Raw genomic sequence first — 19,680 nt, 5'->3', positions numbered from 1 at the left:
ATTTTATCGATGTGGACTAAACAAAATTACAACCGTTCCTATGAGGGAAATTGCCACACCGAGAAAATCCCATCTATCGGGTTTGATGCCTTCAGCTAACCATAACCAAACCAGAGATGAAAGTATATAAATGCCACCATAAGCAGCGTATACTCTGCCGGCATTTGCCGCATCTACTTTGGTGAGAGTAATGGCGAAGAAAATTAGGGCGAAAATTCCGGGAATAATCCAAAATATGCTTTTTCCTAACTTCAACCATGCCCAAAAGCTATAGCACCCAGAAATTTCTCCGAGGGCGGCGAGAAATAAAAAGACAAGGCTTTGCATTCTTGACTATCAGTTTGGCAACAATATCTACGTTGATAATATCTGCTGGATATATCCCCAACCCCCCTTAAAAAGGGGAGCTAATTAAGATTCTTTTACCCAAGGTTTCAGTTAGCTTATTTGTTGGAGATCCCCCCAACCCCCCTTAAAAAGGGGGGCTAATTAAGATTCTTTTACCCAAGGTTTCAGTTAGCTTATTTATTGGAGATCCCCCCAACCCCCCTTAAAAAGGGGGGCTAATTAAGATTCTTTTACTTGAAAAAGGGGGGCTAATTAAGACTCTTTTACTTGAAAAAGGGGGGCTAATTAAGACTCTTTTACTTGAAAAAGGGGGGCTAATTAAGACTCTTTTACCCCCTTTTTAAGGGGGTCGCCACAGGCGGGGGGATCTTACGCTGGTACTACGAATTTCTCGCTACCTGCTAAATCAAAGGCGGCGTGAATGACTTGCAAAGCTTGCACACCTTGTTCTTGTGCTACAACGCAGCTAATTTTAATTTCTGAAGTGGCAATCATTTGAATATTGATTTGGTTTTCGGCTAGGGCTGCAAACATCTTGGCGGCGACTCCTGGTTGTCCCACCATCGCTGCACCGACAATACTCACTTTGGCGATCGCACTATCCAAGACTACTTCACCCCATCCTAACTCTGGGGCAATCTGCGAAAGTCTTTGCCGGGCGTTCTCTCCATCCATCTGGGCGACGGTAAAGGCGATATCCCGCCGAGGAATGCCATCAACCACCCGACAGCGCTGGGATTGAATAATCATATCAACGCTGATGTTGTGCCGCGCTAGCAGTCCAAATAACCTCGCTGCCATCCCCGGACGATCAGGTACTTGGCGAATAGCTAACCGGGCTTGGTTCATATCTAAAGCAACACCACGGACAGGAAGTGAGGAGAGAGGAATGTTAAGTTCTGAGTTCTTATATGGGGAGTTTTTAGTTTTGTTATCTACTGCTTCTATTTCAAAGGCTTCCCGGAGTGCAACGATCGCGCGATCGCATTCTGCGGTTGCAACTACGCAACTCACTTTCACTTCACTGGTAGAAATCATCTGGATATTCACCCCAGCTTCGGCTAAGGTAGCGAACATCTTCGCAGCTACCCCCGGACGCCCAATCATCCCCGCGCCGACGATGCTAACTTTGGCAATATTTTCCTCGATCATCACCTCGGCTTCATCTGAGTTCGGTTGATTTCGCAATGCTGGGGCGATCGCAGATGCTACCGCTTCCGCCCGTTTTAATATTGGTGTACTCACGGTAAAAGCAATGTCATTACTATTACCTTCGTGAATCGACTGAATAATCAAGTCTACATCGACGTTTTGGCGGCAAATCTCCCCAAACAGCCGTGCTGCTACCCCTGGTTTATCCGGTACGCGCAATAAAGCCACCTTCGCTTGGTCGGTGTCGAACTCTACATCATCCACAGGCAGGGCAATTTCTAAATTCACAAGCGATCGCCCTTGGGGTTTAGCTGTTGTCACCCAAGTCCCCGGTTCATCCGTCCAGCTAGAACGTACTACCAAGGGAACGCCGTAGTTCCGGGCAATTTCCACAGCGCGGGGATGTAACACTTTTGCCCCCAAGCTTGCCAATTCCAGCATTTCATCGCAGGTAATTTCCGTCATTAGTTGGGCTTCGGGCACGAGGCGGGGATCTGTAGTTAAAATTCCCGGAACGTCTGTATAAATTTCACAATAATTTGCCCCAATTGCTGCTGCCATCGCCACCGCTGAAGTATCGGAACCGCCACGCCCCAAAGTAGTAATTTCCATTTCTCCGCCGTTGGATATCCCTTGAAACCCGGCGACTATCACTACTTTACCTGCATTGAGATGCCGCAAAAGCCGAGCGGTTTCAATGTGCAAAATCCGGGCGCGGGTATGTTCCGCTTCGGTAACAATTCCTACCTGACCCCCAGTCAGAGAAATTGCTGGCTGTCCGATTTCCAGCAATGCCATACTAAGTAAAGCAATGGTTACTTGCTCACCAGTGGAAAGCAGCATATCCATTTCCCGGCGGTTAGGATTCGTTGATATTGCATTGGCTAGTTTGACTAGTCCATCGGTGGTTTTCCCCATCGCCGAAACCACTACCACCAGCGAATTTCCTGCTTTTACAGTTTTGTAAACGCGCTGTGCAACAGCCTGAATCCGTTCGACTGAACCAACAGAGGTACCACCGTATTTTTGAACTATGAGCGCCATAACTTTTATTCAATCAATTGTGCCTGCTTTGATCAACGCGGACGCCACGTCAGGAAGCCCGGAAACTGTCGCCAGTTATTCAGTTTACTAACTAATCAGCATCAGCGGATACACAAAATCTGAAAATTTTTTTGTTGGTAATTTTTTGCCTTAAGTTCGATAGGCGCATCTTCAAACACAAATGGTATAACTGCCGATTTACCAATGAGCAACGACACTTTTGAGGATGCCTTAGTCAGCGCCAAAATTCACCTACTGCGGGGAGTAGATATACTTTTGCCAATGGGGAACATCTGAAATAATGTCAGAGTGTGCAGAGTTGGTAAATTAGGCGATGACGGGGAGCGATCGCTAATTGATTAAAAAGCAACTGCATAAATAATATCAAGCCATGAACTAAACAAAATCTTAAATTTTGCTGCTTTCACCATCTTACAGCAGTTTTCGATTGATTAGACCACACTGTAGAGAAGTTGCATGTAACGTCTCTACAAGATATGTATTCCCTTCACATTCCCAGCGCTGTAAATGATAAAAGTAACTATTACCGTGGCTTTAGCCCGGTGAGGATGTCAACACAGGTATTTCATTAGCTGTGGCCCGTGCTGACGTTTCTGGGCGTTTTGGTTGGGCTTTGGCGGCGCAAGTGCGGTGTCGGCTTTTCTCCCACGGTAAACTGCGATCGCAATATGGATGTTGACTTCCTTGATATCAAGTTAGCCTAAAAAAGTACGTGACTAAAGGCTGATAACAAAAAGGAATATGGAAACTCAGCATATTTTAATACTGGATTTAACAATTGTTTTAGTAGCTACCTTACTGGGAGGTTTTCTGGCAAATCGGCTGCATCAACCGGTTTTGCTGGGCTATTTAGCTAGTGGATTTATTGTTGGTCCTTTTGGTTTCAAGTTATTAAGCAATGTTACAGAAATCAAATCCTTGGCAGAAATTGGTGTTGCTTTTTTGCTGTTTGTCTTAGGCGTAGAATTTTCTTTAGCCGAACTGAAACGAGTTAAAAAAATTGCCTTACAAGGAAGTCTACTGCAAATCGGCTTGACAACCATGCTAGTTGCATTTGTTACAATTATTACAGGCTTTGCTTCTAGTCTTAACCAAGGAATTTTCCTGGGAGCAGTCCTGTCTCTTTCTTCGACTGCTGTGGTCTTAAAAACACTGTCAGAAAGAGGTGAAACTAATACCATGCATGGACAAATCATGCTAGCAATTTTAATTGCTCAGGATTTGGCACTGGGTGTAATGTTAGCAATATTTCCAGCTTTGAACCAACCAGAAAATATCTCTGTGGCACTAGGTATTGCTGTGCTCAAAATTTTGTGCTTTACAGCAACGGCACTCGTCTTAAGTCGATGGATAGTTCCTCCTCTTCTGAGTATATTGGCTGCCACGGAGAGTGATGAATTATTTATGTTAGGAGTAATTGCCCTGTGTTTGGGGCTATCTTTGACAACAGTCGCTTTAGGTCTTTCAATAGCAATGGGTGCTTTTGTAGCAGGTTTAATGATTTCTGAAATTGATTATGCTGACCAAGCTTTAGCCAAGATTTTACCTTTGCGAGATACCTTTGCTAGTCTATTTTTTGCCTCAATAGGAATGCTCATTGACCCTGCTATTGTCCTCAATAATTTTGGACTAATTTTAGGATTAGTGACCCTAGTAATGCTGGGTAAAGCCATAATTGTTTTGCTGATTAGTCTGGGTTTTGGTTACTCTTTAAAAACTAGCATTATAGTCAGCTTTGGGATAAATCAAATTGGAGAATTTTCTTTTGTATTAGCATTGGTTGGTCTGGATTTAGGGCTGATCTCCCAACAAATCTATTACTTACTCTTGGGAACAACTGCTATTACACTCGTCCTGACTCCTTTATGGCTAGATGTTGCACCAAAAATAGCGGCTAGCTTGACCCGTATACCTTGGCTGACAGGGTTTTTGCAACGGTTTTACACAGCAAAAACTCTATTGATGCCAGAAAAAATGAGGGGTCATGTCGTGGTAGCTGGTTACGGTAGAGTAGGGCAAGTAATTGTCAATATTTTACAAGGCCAGAAATATTCAGTTTTAGTAATAGAAAACAGTGAAGCATCTCTGCAAAGGTTACGGATGCACAAAATTCCTTACATTTTTGGTGATGCCGATTCTGAATTAGTTTTAGAGAAAGCACATTTAGAAACTGCCAAGGCTTTAGCAATTGCGCTTCCAGACCCAGCCAGTACGCGTTTACTTCTCAAATATGCTCTTGCTATTGCTCCTAATTTAGATGTAATTGTGCGTTCCCACACTGATAAAGAAATTGATCTCTTGACTCAGATGGGTGCAAAGGAAGTGGTACAACCTGAATTTGAAGCGGCCCTAGAGTTGGGAAACCATCTGCTTAAAACCTTGGGTGCTGATGAAAGTTACATCCGAACCGTGATCAATGATATACGTACAGGTAAATACTTAAGTATTAGGACTGAAAGAATATAAAAATCAGATTTTATTGTTGAAAAAAACTCAGTACACATTAATCCTCTGGCCTTTCTTTGGGTTAGGAAAACTGCCCTGACAATTAGCTCCCCTATTTTGTGTGCATCAATACAAAGTAATATGGTGAAAATTAGTTATAAAAATTCTCTAGCAATAGAAATTGATGTAACATATTTTCTAAGCATTTATCAAATGCATAACTGATGCTTAGTTAGGTCATGCTCTCCGGTCTCACCCCTCAAAGCAAGATAGTGCAATAGCACCGCTGATTTGACTGCTTTGCTTAATCAATATCGATTTCACCCGTTTTGCAAGTATGAATAAAATAATTCCCGCCATCAGAGTTAAAAACTTCGGCTTTTATTACGGCACCCAAAAAATATTTGAAAACGTGTCAATGGATATTCAGCAAAACAAAGTAACAGCAATTATTGGCCCTAGTAGTTGTGGCAAGTCTACTTTTATGAAATCTCTAAATCGCATGAGTGAATTAGAAGGAGAAGTGCGAGTTGAGGGGAAGGTAGAATTTTTTGGCCAAAATATTTATGAGCGTCGCATCAACTTAAATCGGCTCCGCCGCCAAGTTAGTATGGTGTTCCCCAAGCCAAATCTATTCCCTATGAGTGTTTATGATAATGTTGCCTATGGGGCGAAATTAGTAGGATGGCATCCGAAAGTTGAGTTAGACAGGATTGTCGAATCAGCCATCAAAGCCGCAGATCTCTGGGATGAAGTGAAGAATAAACTGCATAAATCCGCTTTAGACCTTTCTGGCGGACAACAACAGCGACTATGCATTGCTCGCGTTTTAGCCGTTAAACCGAAAGTTCTCTTGATGGATGAGCCTTGCTCTGGTCTTGACCCCGCCGCCTCAATGAAAATTGAGGAACTGATTCAGCGTTTGCGTTCTGAACTAGCAATTGTGATTACCACTCATAATATGCAGCAAATAGCTCGGCTATCTGATGTTACGGCTTTCTTTCACAGCAATGAAAATCGCATTGGTCAAATGCTGGAATTTGTTCCCACAACTAAAATTTTTACCAACGCTCTTGACTCCCGCACCCGTGATTACGTTTTAGCCCGTCTCAGTTAAGGTTTTTCGGTTCTTACACCCAGCGCGAGGGGTTAGTTATACCGCTATAGATTTACCTGATGTCTAGGGAATTTACGCTTTGTTTTTTGCGACTTTCGGGGAAATATATTTTACAATAAGTATTAAATACACTATTCCGATAGACTTGTAGTATTTTGTATAGCCTAGAACAGGAGCATCTGCATGAAACTCAGATCCAGTCGGGCAAAATTAAGAAAATTACCGTTTTTTCTCCCTAAATCTCTTGTTTTGGTAGCAGTGTTCTTGGACTACCCGATTGTTATGGGGTATTAGTGCAATGTCTACCACTAAACCCGTAAACTTTGACCCAGTTAACAGCCGAATTTTTGTACCCCAGCGTTATCACAGACAACCTGTGATTTCTCGGCTGGTTTCGCGCTATGGTTTAACCGTGAATATCAAAGCGGCATCTCTAGCATCAGGTAATGACAGTGACGGCTGGTTTGATTTGGAAATTTCGGGACATTCTCAAGAATTGACCAGTAGCTTATCTTACTTGCAAGGATTGGGAGTGAATTTAGTGCAATTGGCGATCGCTAACCACATCCAGTCTAACCAAAACTCTCAATTTTTTCCCAACATAGAGAGCAATCAGACCCAGAGAAAACCTGAAATACTACTCAAAACTCAATGGCGGGAAGAATTCCAGCAATGGATTTCTACAGGTCAGACTAATCGACTACGCTTGCAACTGTGCATCCTCAAGGACTATCACGAGAAACCCATAATTTCTGAGTTAGTGTCTCGCTACGGGCTAACAGTCAACATTACCAGTGCAGCACTCAATCCCAATGTGCAAGATGACGGCTGGTTTGATCTTGATTTGTGGGGGAGAACCAAGCAACTCCACTCCAGTCTGAGATACCTAGAACAACTAGGGCTACCAATTTGGCTGGATTGGTCTTTCCTTTATAGCGATCGCAACTTGATAGATTAAGTGTAATACCCATGACAGCATTTAATAACGTTCAACTCACAGTCGGAGCCAGACTATCGCTAGTTCCTTCAGTTGAGGACAAAAGCCAAATCACCCAAACTCGCCTGCGTCTACATATTCCCCAGTCCTACCTTCAAGAACCAGTGATTTCTCAGCTAATTTCTGCTCATGATTTAGTTGTTAATATTACTGGGGCGATGCTACAAGCAGACAAAGGGGGCGGAGGATATTTTGACTTGGAACTTCGGGGAACGGTGCCACAAATATGTAGTGGTCTTGCTTACCTGGAATCACTAAATCTAAAAATTTTCGGCAAGCCAAATGCTGATAGCGATGCTTGGTATTACTAATCTAGCTAATTGTCAATCTGCAAATTCAAACCAGATAAATTGAATTTGCATCCAGGCAATTGCCTGGATGCAATCAAAAATTTTTGATTTTTGATTGGGTCAAATTTCATAGTACCAAATCTCTTCTTCTCGCACCACAATTCGATGTAAGGAGAGCCGATTAATCAAGCCCTCTTGCTCAAATTGCCCTAGGATACGAGTGATTGTCACACGAGTTGAACCGAGCATTTCCGCCAAGTCTTCATGAGTTAAACGCATATCTATTAAACGTCCCTTCTCAACTTCTGAACCAAACCTTTGAGATAACCATGCCAATAACTTAATCAGCATAGTATCTACTTTTTTATAGCTACGAATCACCATTAATTCTTCCGCTTGTTGGATGTGGACTAGCAAAGTTTCTGTCAGTTCTGGGTAATTATCTAGAGGTAAGATGGTCGCCTCAACTTTAGTTAGACACTCCATTTGATAGGGCTTGATTCTTGATAGAGATCTACCAACAATATCTCCAGGACCCCATAATCCCAGAGCGACCGTCGTCCCGTCTTCTAAATAGGTAAAAGTCCGAACAAAACCCCGTTCAATTTTCCAAAGAGCACTGTTCTGTTCTGGTAAAAATGACCGCCGTGTAAAAATATTCTGGGCATTTTTACTCGATGAATTGGTAAGACTTGTGTATAAAGTCAGTGACATTGTTGTGTATACATCCTTTTTCCGATACACTAACCGTAGTATATATATATTAGGTTCAAAAAAGCTATGAGTATTGTAGTTAACAACGTTTCTAAACACTTTGGTGCTTTTCACGCTGTTGAGCAAGTTAGCTTGGAGATTAAAACAGGCTCTTTGGTGGCGCTTTTGGGGCCGTCTGGCTCAGGAAAATCAACCTTACTGCGGATGATTGCGGGGTTAGAAAAGCCTGATGCTGGTGAAATTTGGCTGGTTGGTGAAAATGCCACCCATAAATCGGTGCAGGAACGCCATATTGGGTTTGTATTTCAGCATTATGCCTTGTTTAAGCATCTGACGGTGCGGGAGAATGTGGCTTTTGCCTTGGAACTGCGTCAGGCTCCAAAAAACAGGATAAAGCAGCGAGTGGAGGAACTTTTGGACTTGGTACAATTGCAAGGATTAGGCGATCGCTATCCTTCCCAAATGTCCGGTGGTCAACGGCAACGAGTAGCACTGGCACGGGCCTTGGCAGTTCAGCCACAAGTTTTGCTACTTGACGAACCCTTTGGCGCCTTAGATGCCAAAGTCCGCAAAGAATTGCGAAGTTGGTTACGACACCTCCATGAAGATGTGAATGTCACGACTGTAATTGTGACCCATGACCAGGAGGAAGCAATGGAAGTTGCTGATGAGATTGTGGTCATGAATCGAGGTCGGGTAGAGCAAGTTGGGACTCCAGCAGAAATTTATGACCAATCGGCAACACCTTTTGTGATGAGCTTTATTGGACCGGTGAATGTTTTACCTGCTAACTCTGGCATTCAACCAAAGAACAACTTGGTCACTTCAGACAATCAGGTATTTTTGCGCCCTCATGATGTTCTCATTCAAACAGATGCAGCCGAAGATACTGCACCTGCCAAAGTTGACCACATTATTCACTTGGGTTGGGAGGTTCGGATAGAGTTGCTTTTAGAGTTGGGACAAAGAATTAATGTTCACCTCAGCCGAGAACAGTTCCATCAACTCGAACTCCAAGAAAACCAGCGAGTTTATATCAAACCCAAAAAAGCCAAGGTTTTTCCCACTTACGCTTTGAGCTAGAAGACTAGAGACTCTTTACTGGGTAAGAGTTTTGCTCCCTTACCAATTACCAATTACCAATTACCTAAATTCCCGCACCATCTAGAAATGCTGCAATCATCGAATCAGAATTGCTCTGAATATTGGCAGTTTGTTCTGTTTCTACTTCTTCGCTTAAGTGCAAACTTGGGGTAGCTCGCAAAAGCTCAACTTGTTTTTCTAGGGTTTTGAGTCGTTCAAATAAAGCGCCTATGACTTCAGCTTCTACGTCCCGCACTTTATCATGAGCTAGAGCATCGGCATTTGAGTTGTTTTGACGAGTCACACGTCCAGGAATGCCGACGACGGTAGTGTTGCTGGGGGCATCTCGTAGCACTACTGAACCTGCGCCAATGCGGACGCGATCGCCTATTTGAATATTCCCCAAGACCTTTGCACCCGCTCCCACAACCACATGAGAGCCTAAAGTGGGATGGCGCTTACCGCTTTCTTTGCCGGTACCGCCCAGGGTAACACCTTGATAAATCAGGGCATAATCACCTACAATGGCTGTTTCGCCAATCACTACGCCCATACCGTGGTCAATAAATACACCCTGACCAATTACTGCCCCTGGGTGAATTTCAATTCCGGTTAAAAACCGACTAATATGAGAAATAAACCGAGGTATAAAGGGCAGCCCCATTTTATATAGCCAGTGTGCCACACGGTGGCTCAATAAGGCTTGAAGACCAGGATAGCAGAACAAGACTTCCAGCCAATTACGGGCTGCGGGGTCACGCTCAAAAATCGTTCGTAAATCAGTTAATAGCATACTTAGTTGAGTTCAGCGTTGGTAGGCGAAGCTGAGAAAATCAAAATCAAGATCATTCCCTCAAAAGATGAAGCTATTCGCGGGAATTGTGTAAGATAATCTACGGTAAGTCGATAGGGTTGGGGTTATATTGTGACATTAACTGGGATGCTATCACATGGGACACGTTGAGAAAATTAATTTCACAGAAAATACGATAAATCAATTGACCCACCGTAGTATATTGAGAACAGACTTGAATAGCCAAAACTACGCTCTTCTGGATCTTTCTTCCAAAGTGGAATATGCGCTGCTGGCACTATTAGAACTGGCAAGCCACCACGGGAAAAAAGTACCTCTGACTATGAGCGAGATCACTGCCAAACAACCGATACCTGAACGCTATTTGGAACAAATTTTGACCAATCTGCGGCGTGCTGGTGTGGTGCAGAGTCAACGAGGCTCTAAAGGAGGTTTTGTTTTAGTTCGTGAACCTTGGCAGATTACCTTACTAGAGATTGTCACTGTGGTGGAAGGTGAGCGCAAAGAGAAAGAAACCTCTGAGGCTTCCACTCTGGAAAGGAATCTGGTTCATGAAATTTGGGAACAAGCCAATGCCGCCTCTATTGAGGTATTGCGTAGCTATACACTTCAAGATTTATGCCAAGAAAGAGAGGCTCGGGCCCAGCAGAGTCCCATGTATTACATTTAGTTAGGGAGAAGTAGCGTTGTGCGGATAGCGAGAGATATTACAGAGTTAGTCGGAAGGACGCCTCTAGTTCAGTTAAATAAGATTCCCCAAGCGTTGGGAGCAGTTGCTCAAATTGTGGTGAAGCTAGAAAGCATGAACCCAGCTGCTTCTGTTAAAGACCGGATTGGCGTCAGCATGGTGCAAACGGCAGAGGAAGCGGGGTTGATTCATCCTGGAAAAACCACTTTAGTAGAGCCGACCTCTGGTAATACGGGAATCGCACTGGCAATGGTGGCAGCCGCTAAGGGCTACCATCTCATTCTAACGATGCCTGATACGATGAGCCATGAAAGACGGCTAATGCTCAGGGCTTATGGCGCTCAACTAGAGTTAACGCCAGGGGTAGAAGGGATGCGTGGAGCGATCGCCCGGGCAGAGGAAATTGTCGCCCAAACACCCAATGCTTATATGTTGCAGCAGTTCCGTAACCCGGCGAACCCCAAAGTTCACACTCTTACCACAGCCGAAGAAATTTGGCAAGATACTGATGGAAAGGTGGATATTCTCGTCGCGGGAGTTGGTACTGGGGGGACGATTACGGGAGTTTCTGAAGTAATTAAACAGCGGAAACCAACTTTTCAAGCGATCGCCGTTGAACCAACCAGTAGCCCCGTGTTAGCAGGTGGAAGACCAGGTCCACACAAGATTCAGGGAATCGGAGCCGGATTTGTCCCCGCAATTTACCGTTCAGAATTGGTTGACGAAATCATTCAAGTGAGTGATGAGGATGCGATCGCCTACAGTCGTCGTTTAGCCAAAGAAGAAGGATTGCTATCAGGCATTTCTACCGGAGCCGCTTTATATGTCGCCCTTCAAGTAGCCCAGCGACCAGAAAACGCCGGCAAGTTGATTGTGATGATTCAGCCCAGCTTCGGTGAGCGCTATCTCAGCACCTCACTATTCAAAGACCCCGAAGAAAATGAGTGGTTGGCTAAGGTTTAAAAAAATATCCTTTCCTTCTAGGGTGCGTTAGCCGTTGGCGTAACGCACCGCAATAGATAAACATAATAAACTGGCTGGTGCTTTACACCGCGTTAACGTACCATACAAAATTAGATAACTTATTTTTTGGTGTTCCCAAATAAAAAAAAACAATAACAGAACTTACGCCAAATGACTTTGAAAGCTTTGATTTGCCGGAGAATTCATGAACTCTACAGTTTGTGTTTTATGGGTAAGTCCCAAATAAGTTATTAACTGGGTTTAATATCCGACGCTTTAAGAAGTGATCTCATTATTTTTCACCAAAACCATCAAACAAATACAACTTGCAACTAATTTTATTGGGCTTAAAGCTTCACTTTGCCAGATAATAAAAGCACCCAATCCTATCAGCACAAAAGGTACAGAATAATTACCACAACGAGTTAAAATATTAGCTATTATTTTCTGGTTCTGGTTAGTTAATTGATATGCTGCATAGCACCAAATTGCCAGCAAGATAAAAAATATAATAATTATTATTAACAAATTTCCTAAGCTACTGCTGGCAAATAACGGCACATAAATGCTAACGTTATCGCTACCATTTGCCACAGTCATAGCCGCTACGCTATAAGTTTGGGGAGTAAGTAAACTAGCAATTGTGGAGGCTTCAGCTAGTTCTGTCTCCACAGCAACTTCTGCCGGTGATTCTACTTCTCGATTTACTAAACTGCTAATACCGATTGTGATAGGAATTAACCCCAATAATCCAATCAATTTTGGCGGTAAGATTAAACCCCCGAAGAAACCAGGTAAACTGAGAATTACCAGGATGGTAAAACCAAGATACTGACCAGCAATAATGTGCCGAGGACGAAAATTAGCATTTACTTGAGAAAAAAACAGCAACAGAATGACAATATCATCAATATTGGTGGCACAGAATGCAACTAAGCCTGTGCTAATTGCAGTGATGAAATTGTTCATATTTGTGTATCCTGATTTAGCAAATTAAACTTGTTAGTTCTATTAAGTAGTGTTTGCCGAAAACTTTACTATTAATTAGCATCATTTTTCAAATCAATACCATATTTATCTAACATTTTTAAGGAAATATCTGGAAGATTAAGCAGCATATCATCCCATGTACTGTGAGCTTGTAAAGCCTCCACAACTAATGAAATCGGCTCAGAAAAAATATTCTGAAATTCTGCTTCTTCCGAAAAATTAATTTTAAAGGCTAATTGTTCTTTTGGGGGGATAAATTGAGCATTAACATCTTGATGATTCCCTCTAGCATCAACACGATACCAAGCTATTTCTGGTAAGTAAACTGCATTAAACCCATGTAAGCTATAAGGTTCACCATTGTTGTTAAGGCTCAATCTCTGATAGCAAAACCCTGAGGGAATGCCATTAGCTCTTAGTAGTGCTGCTAGCAAATGACTCTTTGCAAAGCAATAACCTGTTTTGTATTTGAGTACGTCTGAAGCTCGACAGGTCACAGGATTCATTTGATAGTCGTAGCTATGATAAATTTCATCCCGTACCCACTCAAAACAAGCTTTGGCAATCGTTGTCGATGTTTGATATCTTGATGCAATCTTGTTAGCAAGTTCCAGAACTAGAGGATGTTGCCAGTCAATAACTTCGCTTGCTTGCAGATATTCTTTCATATTGCTCTTTTTACTTAGTAATTAGACAATTGAAGGTCTTAACAGACAGAAAATAGTAAATACGGGGTATGGTGTCAGTCATTAAACGTGCTTATTCGTGCGTTAGGGAACTCACGTTACAGGTAAGATGCCTAAAGAGACGCATCAAAAAATCCTGGAAAAAAGGTAAATTTGTACAGTGGGTAAGTCATAATTTATATGCACTAGAATGTTAATTTTCTATTTCGATAAATCATATTTTACAAAAATCTAGCATGAGAGACCTTGGCACAGCGTTTAGTGAAGGTATAATCGCCTTCGCAGCTACAAATATCGACGACCTGATTATCCTGCTACTATTTTTTTCACAAATAGACGCTAATTTTCGGCGGCGGCATATCTTTATTGGTCAGTACCTTGGTTTTGCAACCATTATTATCGCTAGCTTACCAGGATACTTTGGTGGTTTAATTATACAGCGAGAATTGATTGGATTACTAGGATTACTACCAATAGCAATTGGTATCAAGCAATTACTACATCGAAAACCAGAAAATACAGAAGTTCAGACAGTAACCACAGATTTTAAGCAGTCCTCACACCCTAATCCTATACTCTCTTTTATTTTAAGTATTCTGCATCCTCAAACTTATAAAGTGGCGGCTGTAACGCTGGCTAATGGTGGTGACAATATTGGTATATATATCCCGTTATTTGCTGGTCATGACCTTACCAGCTTGGGAGTAATTTTAAGTGTATTTTTTTTCATGGTAGGGGTTTGGTGCGCTATTGCTTACTTGTTAACCCGTCAACCTAGCATCGCAAATGTTTTAAGTCGCTATGGTAAAGCTGTTGTTCCTTTTGTCTTGATTGGCTTGGGTTTGTTTATCATGTATGAAAGAGGTACGTTTAACTTATTGCCTTGGTTATAAGTTTAAACTTGATTTTAAATATTAAACATTTAGGTGGATTTAAACGCAGAGATTTACAGATTTTTGGTGCGGGATGGTGTTAAGCAGAAATTAGATTAAGCTTGAGAAACCAACTTCAAACTCACCATCATTAAGATGGCATAAATGATAAATCGCAGTGGGCGTTGAGGAGCTATTTGGCAGATTTTAGCACCTAGCAAAACTCCCGGAACAGAGCCTAGCCATATTGGCAATACTAAACTCCAATCTACTGTTCCTAAGGTGAGGTGTCCGAGGGAGGTAAACAGCAATAAAATCGCCGCCTGTGAAATATCTGTACCCACTAACTTACGGGCATCAAGGCGGAAAAAAGCAATCAGCACTAGGGCAAACATGGAACCAGAGGAGACGCTAGTTAGACCAACAAAACAGCCTAAAACTGCGCCTAAAGTCACAGTGAAAAAACGTCCCCAGTTGGTTTTTAGGTCTAACTTTGGTAGTTCGGGTAAATTAAATTGGGGTAAAAAAGTCATCAACAACAATTGTATTAGTGATAATAATGTCACTAATAAAATCATTACCCCTAGTAACCGCAGCAAGATGCTATCTAGGTTATGTTCTCCCGTCCGCCTGATGAGGTGTAAAATTCCCACACCGGATAGTGAACCAGGAACACTCCCCAATGCCAGCCATTTGACGACTTCCACATCGAGGGTTTTCTGTTGCCAGTGCTTGACACTGCCCACTACCTTCATCAAGGTGGCAGCTACAACATCAGAACTCACAGCAATGGAAGGCGGAACTTGGAAGACAAAAATCAACATTGGGGTAATCAGAGAGGCCCCGCCAATTCCCGTTAAACCAACGATGATACCTACAAAAAAACTGAAGAGCGGTAGTAATAAATAGTGCATACTCCTGTCCGTAAATTAGGTTTTCAAGTGCAATAAAGCACAAACTGATTCGTCAGCTTGGGCTTGACTGCCGCAAACTACAACCTAGTGGTAGACGAAACTTCTGAAGGCAAGTTCAGGTCTTGGTAACCTTAAATTCCTAAAAAAAGCAGTCTTAAAGTTTTTTTAGCATGAAAAATGACTACCTACTGCTTATGGGTCACTCGTCCTGCTAAAATCTACTTCTGACTGAATTTTTTGTAGTTTTACAAAAAGCCCGGTAAGCCGATGCACTTACCGTATTTTACTCGTAAGTTGCATTTAACGTCCAGTCTTTGCATGTTAAACATCACCAAATTATCTGGAGTTACATGTCATGAGACTGGACTACTGTTATCTGGTTGCGAACAAAATGAAGGAGAAAGTTCTTCTCAAAGGTATACCTGTATGGAAATTTTAGGTATTTTCAGTATTTAAAAATATATATCGATGCATATAACTGTTGCGTAGGGATCGATGACTGATTCGGGTACAGAAATGGTCAACTCCCCTAATGGGTCAGAATTGAGCATGGAATCTATAATTGCACAGCGACTGGTGTAGGCTAGTTCTGTGCCATCAGCAAGAAGTGATACAGACTTAACTCGTTTAATCGGTATACCTCTCACGGATATAGTTTCATAAGGTTTCATTAATAGATGTAGATAAATCCGATTTTCTTTACGGGTTGAAGGGCCATAAAATTGCCAGGGTTCTAGTCCCGGTTTTGTACCAATGATACTTTCGGAGTGACGAGACATCCAACTGCCTATTTCTTCTAGACGTTCTAACTGTTCAGGAGGGATTTGACCATCACTCATCGGACTGACATTGAGTAGCAGATTTCCACCCTTACCTGCAACTTCGCACAGTGTATGAATTAGCTGGTGAGAGGACTTGAAGTTGTGATCGTTTGAGTTATATCCCCAACTTTCATTCATAGTCAGACAGGTTTCCCAAGGATGATCTGGGGGTTGAGGTGGAATAAACTGCTCAGGAGTCTGAAAATCTCCGCAGTTGGGTAGGCGATCGCTAATTAGAATATTAGGTTGTAACTCACGAATCATTTTTGCCAATTCTTCAGCCTGCCATTCCTCTGGAGTCCTTTCCCAGCTACCATCAAACCAAATAATGTCAATCTCACCATAGTTGGTCAACAATTCCCGTATCTGATTAAACATAAACTGCATATATCGCTCCCGCTGTTGTTGTGTGGGTTGCGGTATTTGATCAAAGCGATAAGGTTTATCAGCTTCTGTAAAAGCCGGATAGTCGGGATGATGCCAGTCAATCAACGAAAAATAAAGACCAATTCGCAATCCTTCAGAGCGCATAGCCTCGACAAATTGGCGCACAATGTCTTTGTTGTAGGATGCATTTTTAATAGAAAAGTCTGATTGCTGGGTATGGAATAGGGCAAAACCATCATGATGCTTGGCAGTTAAAATGGCGTACTGCATTCCGATTTTTTTGGCTAGATGTGCCCATTTTTGAGGATTGTATTCCTGTGGATTGAAAGTAAAGGCGGTACGGTGATACTCTTCAACCGGAATATTTTGGCAGAAAGGAAGGCTAAATACACCCCCGACCAAAGGCCAGGATAATTCACACCTTTGCTGAGAACTATGACCCCAATGAATAAACATCCCCAAGCCGGCTGTGGCAAACCAGTTATTGATAATTGACATAAACGAGGAATAATTAGTTTCAGATTTGACAGGATGAAAAAAATTAGTTATTTTTGATAACTGTTAGCGAAGGCACATCCTAAATAGCCTGAGACCTGGTCATGAAAAATATCTAGCCCTAGGGAATACTCAAATTCCCCAAAAATACAGTTTATTAGATTTACTGAAAGCCAGTAAAAATATTCAATTAGATAGATGAAAGTTGATTTTACATTCGTTCTGGAAAATTAAATTATTTAACATGAACAGAGGGAAAACAGTTAATCAGGAATACCACTCGCCGTTTGATTTTATCAAAAAGCTGCTGATAGCTCATTGGAGTTCGCTTGTGGTTCTCTTCATGGGAGTTTATTTACCTTTGCAGATTTTTCAAATTCTGGCTGTGAAGGTATGGCAGAATGAAGGCGGCTTCCCGTGGGATGTGTCAGTTTTGTTGGCAGTTCACTCTACAGCACAGCCACAACTGGATGTTTTGGCGGTAATGCTGACTAGGTTGGGGTCGTTTTGGACGGCGTTACCTATTTTGAGTGCGATCGCTATTTTATTATGGCGCCAACGAAAATGGCGATCGCTAGCTTATTTACTCACCACTGCATTCGGCAACCTAATCATCAACTACACAGCCAAGGGATTCATGCATCGAGTGCGTCCCCACCTGTGGGAGTCCAAGTCCCCTGAATTTGATTATGCCTTTCCCAGTGGTCATGCCATGACGAGTATGACGCTGGTAGTAATTTTGCTAATTTTGACTTGGAGTCTTCCCTGGCGCTGGTTGAGTTTGATTTTTGGCAGCTTGTTCGTCTTAACCATTGCCTGGACGCGCCTCTATTTAGGGGTTCACTTTCCTAGCGACATTCTCGCAGGTTGGATGGTTGCATTAGCTTGGTCAATTGGCGTAAGTCTAATTATCAAGCCTAATGCGACTAAAGCAACTCCCAAAAATAGCAGCCAACAGCAGGAAACCTCCTTGCTACCCGAAGAAGCAAAGTAACAGCATTTTATTTACCTAAATCCGTGAGGATGCTCCCGCCATAATCTCTTCAAGAAAGAACAAACACACGGCTCTGTTGAGTACAAAACCTGTGGGTGGAAGCTTTCTGTTGACCGCAGATACATCACTTTATCCGATGGATTTAAGGCAGGAGCTTTCAAACTTTGGGGAACTCGTGACCTGCACTTTTACCAACTCAAACAGTTTAAGAGAGTGCGGGTTGTACGTCGTGCCGATGGCTATTATTGCCAGTTTTGCATTGACCATGAACGAGTAGAAAGGCGAGCACCAACTGGTAAAACTATTGGTATTGATCTGGGATTAAACTACTTCTATACAGATAGTAATGGGGAAACAGTTGCTAACCCTAGACATCTTCGCAAAAGTGAGAAGTCTTTGAAGCGGTTGCAACGCCGAATGTCTAAAACTAAAAAGGGTTCTCGGAATAGAATATTAGAGAAAACAGCTAGATAATCTCTAATTCCCTAGCTGTTATTTTTAGAATTCATCGCTAATAGTTTAAGCCTTCTTAGTAGGTGCATTAGTAACTTGTGCATCTACAATTGCTTGCGATACATTAGGGATAAACCATTTGACTTCACTGGGTTTGACAATAGTTATACCAGCCTGATTAAATTCAATTGCTCCGGCATCTGGATTTGTCTTCAAGACTAAGTTAGTTCCATTAGGAACCTTAATCACAGCACCAGCAGTTAATTCTTGACTTTGCCCGTCTTGGCTCAAAGCAAAAGCTTTGATATCACTTGGTAGATAAATTCCCTTGCAATTCCATTTATCTTTCGTTGTCTGACCATCACCCAAAAAATACAGTGCAGCGCTGTCTGTGTATTCGTCATCATCTAAATTTGGTTCTGGCCCGTAGACAGCTATAGTTTTACCCGTCTGATTACTACACTGTCCCCAATCAATTCCTGACTCAAAGTCATATTTTTGTAATTCTAACTCATTAATTTTCTGGTCAATTGGCTCTGGGTCATAACCCTCTATTTCAGCATGTGTTGCTTTTACATTTTTCAACTTATTCAGTTCTTGAGTCAGGGCTATGTAATCAGGGTTCTTGCTATATTTCGGGCGATCAGCTAATGAAGGTTGAGCAAATACTAAACTTACAAACAATACCGCCACCATCAAAAGGTATTTTAATCCTTTCATATCTTTGTTCCAATTTTTACAAATTGCCGCTTATGCTCGTCTCACAGTATTGTCAATATTATAACGAATAAGAAAACCAATTTTTTATAAAAAACACCTCAGCAATGTCTCGAGTTTCTCAAATTGCAATTGAAAATTGCACCATATTATATCAATTTTGACTAGACAAACTTTTCCAATAGAGTAAAATTTATACTATTTTGTTCTAAGATAATTACATCACTCTAAACCGCTATTATCCAACAATATAGATAACTTTATATGAACCACTAAATTTAATACGCACAAAAACTTTAATTACTTATGTAATTTATAAGACTTAAAATATAAGTATAAACTATGTTATAGTTTAATGTAAATAAATTTGCCTAATTCCGATATAGGTAGTTTGAGTAAGGCAAAATTAAGAAAAAATAAAAATACATGGGTAGGATTAAATCTATCTAGAGAAATAAACCTAATGGTAGGTGTATCCAAGTGATAAAGAAATAAATATCTGGAGGTAAAAGTTGAGCATTGTGGCAAAGAATAAAGAAATTACACCCGAAAGCTATTTGTAATTTTTCATATCCCTATCGATATATGCGCCATTAGAAAAATTAAAACCCGCAATATAAAAAGGAAATACTATTTATTTAAATACTTGCCAGCAATTTAATTTCTCAAGCCTAC

At 41.7% G+C, this 19,680-nt stretch carries 18 protein-coding genes and 1 pseudogene; 10 read left to right on the top strand and 9 right to left on the bottom strand.

Going from position 1 to position 19,680, the window contains the following annotated elements; translation table 11 throughout:
* Positions 1-3: 3 nt before the first annotated feature.
* Both CYLST_RS12900 and CYLST_RS12895 read right to left on the bottom strand, forming a co-directional pair.
* The gene (locus CYLST_RS12900; RefSeq protein ID WP_015208168.1) at positions 4-327 is read right to left on the bottom strand and encodes a YnfA family protein; all 324 of its coding nucleotides are present in this window, start codon (positions 325-327) and stop codon (positions 4-6) included.
* A gap of 390 nt (positions 328-717) precedes the next feature.
* A complete protein-coding gene (locus tag CYLST_RS12895) occupies positions 718-2,544 on the bottom strand; it encodes an aspartate kinase (RefSeq protein ID WP_015208167.1) in 1,827 nt (608 codons plus the stop codon).
* Positions 2,545-3,306: 762 nt separating this feature from the next.
* Between CYLST_RS12895 and CYLST_RS12890 the strand changes: the two genes are divergently transcribed.
* The 4 genes from CYLST_RS12890 (at position 3,307) to CYLST_RS12875 (ending at position 7,435) form a co-directional block, all read left to right on the top strand.
* A complete protein-coding gene (locus CYLST_RS12890; RefSeq protein ID WP_015208166.1) occupies positions 3,307-5,031 on the top strand; it encodes a cation:proton antiporter in 1,725 nt (574 codons plus the stop codon).
* 316 nt (positions 5,032-5,347) lie between these two features.
* A complete protein-coding gene (locus tag CYLST_RS12885) occupies positions 5,348-6,127 on the top strand; it encodes a phosphate ABC transporter ATP-binding protein (protein ID WP_015208165.1) in 780 nt (259 codons plus the stop codon).
* Between the two features lie 298 nt (positions 6,128-6,425).
* On the top strand, positions 6,426-7,085 hold the full coding sequence (locus CYLST_RS12880) for an NIL domain-containing protein (RefSeq protein WP_015208164.1): 660 nt from the start codon (positions 6,426-6,428) through the stop codon (positions 7,083-7,085).
* A gap of 11 nt (positions 7,086-7,096) precedes the next feature.
* On the top strand, positions 7,097-7,435 hold the full coding sequence (locus CYLST_RS12875; RefSeq protein WP_015208163.1) for an NIL domain-containing protein: 339 nt from the start codon (positions 7,097-7,099) through the stop codon (positions 7,433-7,435).
* A 99-nt stretch (positions 7,436-7,534) separates the two neighbouring features.
* Here the strand turns inward: CYLST_RS12875 and CYLST_RS12870 are convergent, their stop codons facing one another.
* Positions 7,535-8,128, bottom strand: coding sequence for a Crp/Fnr family transcriptional regulator (locus CYLST_RS12870; protein WP_015208162.1), 594 nt, complete (start codon positions 8,126-8,128; stop codon positions 7,535-7,537).
* Positions 8,129-8,194: 66 nt separating this feature from the next.
* On the opposite strand from CYLST_RS12870, the gene CYLST_RS12865 reads away from it, so the two are divergent.
* Positions 8,195-9,211 (top strand): sulfate/molybdate ABC transporter ATP-binding protein, encoded by a 1,017-nt coding sequence (locus tag CYLST_RS12865; protein WP_015208161.1) that lies wholly within the window; start codon positions 8,195-8,197, stop codon positions 9,209-9,211.
* A gap of 64 nt (positions 9,212-9,275) precedes the next feature.
* Here the strand turns inward: CYLST_RS12865 and cysE are convergent, their stop codons facing one another.
* The gene (gene cysE, locus CYLST_RS12860) at positions 9,276-10,004 is read right to left on the bottom strand and encodes a serine O-acetyltransferase (protein ID WP_015208160.1); all 729 of its coding nucleotides are present in this window, start codon (positions 10,002-10,004) and stop codon (positions 9,276-9,278) included.
* A gap of 235 nt (positions 10,005-10,239) precedes the next feature.
* On the opposite strand from cysE, the gene CYLST_RS12855 reads away from it, so the two are divergent.
* Positions 10,240-10,695, top strand: a complete 456-nt coding sequence (locus CYLST_RS12855) for an RrF2 family transcriptional regulator (protein ID WP_245587501.1) — start codon at positions 10,240-10,242, stop codon at positions 10,693-10,695.
* A gap of 18 nt (positions 10,696-10,713) precedes the next feature.
* Positions 10,714-11,676, top strand: a complete 963-nt coding sequence (cysK, locus tag CYLST_RS12850) for a cysteine synthase A (protein ID WP_015208158.1) — start codon at positions 10,714-10,716, stop codon at positions 11,674-11,676.
* Positions 11,677-11,952: 276 nt separating this feature from the next.
* Here the strand turns inward: cysK and CYLST_RS12845 are convergent, their stop codons facing one another.
* Together CYLST_RS12845 and CYLST_RS12840 are read right to left on the bottom strand one after the other, a co-directional pair.
* Positions 11,953-12,645 carry a cadmium resistance transporter gene (locus CYLST_RS12845; RefSeq protein ID WP_015208157.1) on the bottom strand — a complete coding sequence of 231 codons (693 nt, stop codon included), beginning with the start codon at positions 12,643-12,645 and terminating at the stop codon, positions 11,953-11,955.
* 71 nt (positions 12,646-12,716) lie between these two features.
* Positions 12,717-13,334 carry a transglutaminase-like domain-containing protein gene (locus CYLST_RS12840; RefSeq protein WP_015208156.1) on the bottom strand — a complete coding sequence of 206 codons (618 nt, stop codon included), beginning with the start codon at positions 13,332-13,334 and terminating at the stop codon, positions 12,717-12,719.
* Between the two features lie 254 nt (positions 13,335-13,588).
* Here CYLST_RS12840 and CYLST_RS12835 point away from each other — a divergent pair, with 254 nt between their 5' ends.
* The gene (locus tag CYLST_RS12835) at positions 13,589-14,245 is read left to right on the top strand and encodes a cadmium resistance transporter (protein ID WP_015208155.1); all 657 of its coding nucleotides are present in this window, start codon (positions 13,589-13,591) and stop codon (positions 14,243-14,245) included.
* A gap of 95 nt (positions 14,246-14,340) precedes the next feature.
* On the opposite strand, the gene CYLST_RS12830 is transcribed toward CYLST_RS12835, so the two are convergent.
* Together CYLST_RS12830 and CYLST_RS12825 are read right to left on the bottom strand one after the other, a co-directional pair.
* Positions 14,341-15,138 carry a sulfite exporter TauE/SafE family protein gene (locus CYLST_RS12830; RefSeq protein WP_015208154.1) on the bottom strand — a complete coding sequence of 266 codons (798 nt, stop codon included), beginning with the start codon at positions 15,136-15,138 and terminating at the stop codon, positions 14,341-14,343.
* Positions 15,139-15,590: 452 nt separating this feature from the next.
* Positions 15,591-16,844 (bottom strand): alpha-L-fucosidase, encoded by a 1,254-nt coding sequence (locus tag CYLST_RS12825; RefSeq protein ID WP_015208152.1) that lies wholly within the window; start codon positions 16,842-16,844, stop codon positions 15,591-15,593.
* Between the two features lie 241 nt (positions 16,845-17,085).
* On the opposite strand from CYLST_RS12825, the gene CYLST_RS12820 reads away from it, so the two are divergent.
* Together CYLST_RS12820 and CYLST_RS33355 are read left to right on the top strand one after the other, a co-directional pair.
* Positions 17,086-17,835 (top strand): phosphatase PAP2 family protein, encoded by a 750-nt coding sequence (locus CYLST_RS12820; RefSeq protein WP_015208151.1) that lies wholly within the window; start codon positions 17,086-17,088, stop codon positions 17,833-17,835.
* A gap of 48 nt (positions 17,836-17,883) precedes the next feature.
* A pseudogene (locus tag CYLST_RS33355) lies at positions 17,884-18,288 on the top strand (RNA-guided endonuclease InsQ/TnpB family protein); the annotation flags it as partial.
* A 66-nt stretch (positions 18,289-18,354) separates the two neighbouring features.
* On the opposite strand, the gene CYLST_RS12810 reads toward CYLST_RS33355, so the two are convergent.
* Positions 18,355-19,008, bottom strand: coding sequence for a hypothetical protein (locus CYLST_RS12810; RefSeq protein WP_015208150.1), 654 nt, complete (start codon positions 19,006-19,008; stop codon positions 18,355-18,357).
* Positions 19,009-19,680: the final 672 nt, after the last annotated feature.

The sequence above is a fragment of the Cylindrospermum stagnale PCC 7417 genome (genome assembly GCF_000317535.1).
GTDB classification, from domain to species: domain Bacteria; phylum Cyanobacteriota; class Cyanobacteriia; order Cyanobacteriales; family Nostocaceae; genus Cylindrospermum; species Cylindrospermum stagnale.
Note: the sequence above shows the minus strand (reverse complement) of the source record. Positions and strands in the feature narration are given on the sequence as shown.

Coding starts and splice junctions, on each gene's coding strand:
- CYLST_RS12895 (WP_015208167.1), bottom strand. CDS start 2,544: ATGGCGCTCATAGTTCAAAAATACGGTGGTACCTCTGTTGGTTCAGTC.
- CYLST_RS12840 (WP_015208156.1), bottom strand. CDS start 13,334: ATGAAAGAATATCTGCAAGCAAGCGAAGTTATTGACTGGCAACATCCT.
- CYLST_RS12885 (WP_015208165.1), top strand. CDS start 5,348: ATGAATAAAATAATTCCCGCCATCAGAGTTAAAAACTTCGGCTTTTAT.
- CYLST_RS12880 (WP_015208164.1), top strand. CDS start 6,426: ATGTCTACCACTAAACCCGTAAACTTTGACCCAGTTAACAGCCGAATT.
- CYLST_RS12825 (WP_015208152.1), bottom strand. CDS start 16,844: ATGTCAATTATCAATAACTGGTTTGCCACAGCCGGCTTGGGGATGTTT.
- CYLST_RS12845 (WP_015208157.1), bottom strand. CDS start 12,645: ATGAACAATTTCATCACTGCAATTAGCACAGGCTTAGTTGCATTCTGT.
- CYLST_RS12875 (WP_015208163.1), top strand. CDS start 7,097: ATGACAGCATTTAATAACGTTCAACTCACAGTCGGAGCCAGACTATCG.
- CYLST_RS12900 (WP_015208168.1), bottom strand. CDS start 327: ATGCAAAGCCTTGTCTTTTTATTTCTCGCCGCCCTCGGAGAAATTTCT.
- cysE (WP_015208160.1), bottom strand. CDS start 10,004: ATGCTATTAACTGATTTACGAACGATTTTTGAGCGTGACCCCGCAGCC.
- CYLST_RS12870 (WP_015208162.1), bottom strand. CDS start 8,128: ATGTCACTGACTTTATACACAAGTCTTACCAATTCATCGAGTAAAAAT.
- CYLST_RS12830 (WP_015208154.1), bottom strand. CDS start 15,138: ATGCACTATTTATTACTACCGCTCTTCAGTTTTTTTGTAGGTATCATC.
- CYLST_RS12865 (WP_015208161.1), top strand. CDS start 8,195: ATGAGTATTGTAGTTAACAACGTTTCTAAACACTTTGGTGCTTTTCAC.
- CYLST_RS12820 (WP_015208151.1), top strand. CDS start 17,086: ATGAACAGAGGGAAAACAGTTAATCAGGAATACCACTCGCCGTTTGAT.
- CYLST_RS12810 (WP_015208150.1), bottom strand. CDS start 19,008: ATGAAAGGATTAAAATACCTTTTGATGGTGGCGGTATTGTTTGTAAGT.
- CYLST_RS12835 (WP_015208155.1), top strand. CDS start 13,589: ATGAGAGACCTTGGCACAGCGTTTAGTGAAGGTATAATCGCCTTCGCA.
- CYLST_RS12890 (WP_015208166.1), top strand. CDS start 3,307: ATGGAAACTCAGCATATTTTAATACTGGATTTAACAATTGTTTTAGTA.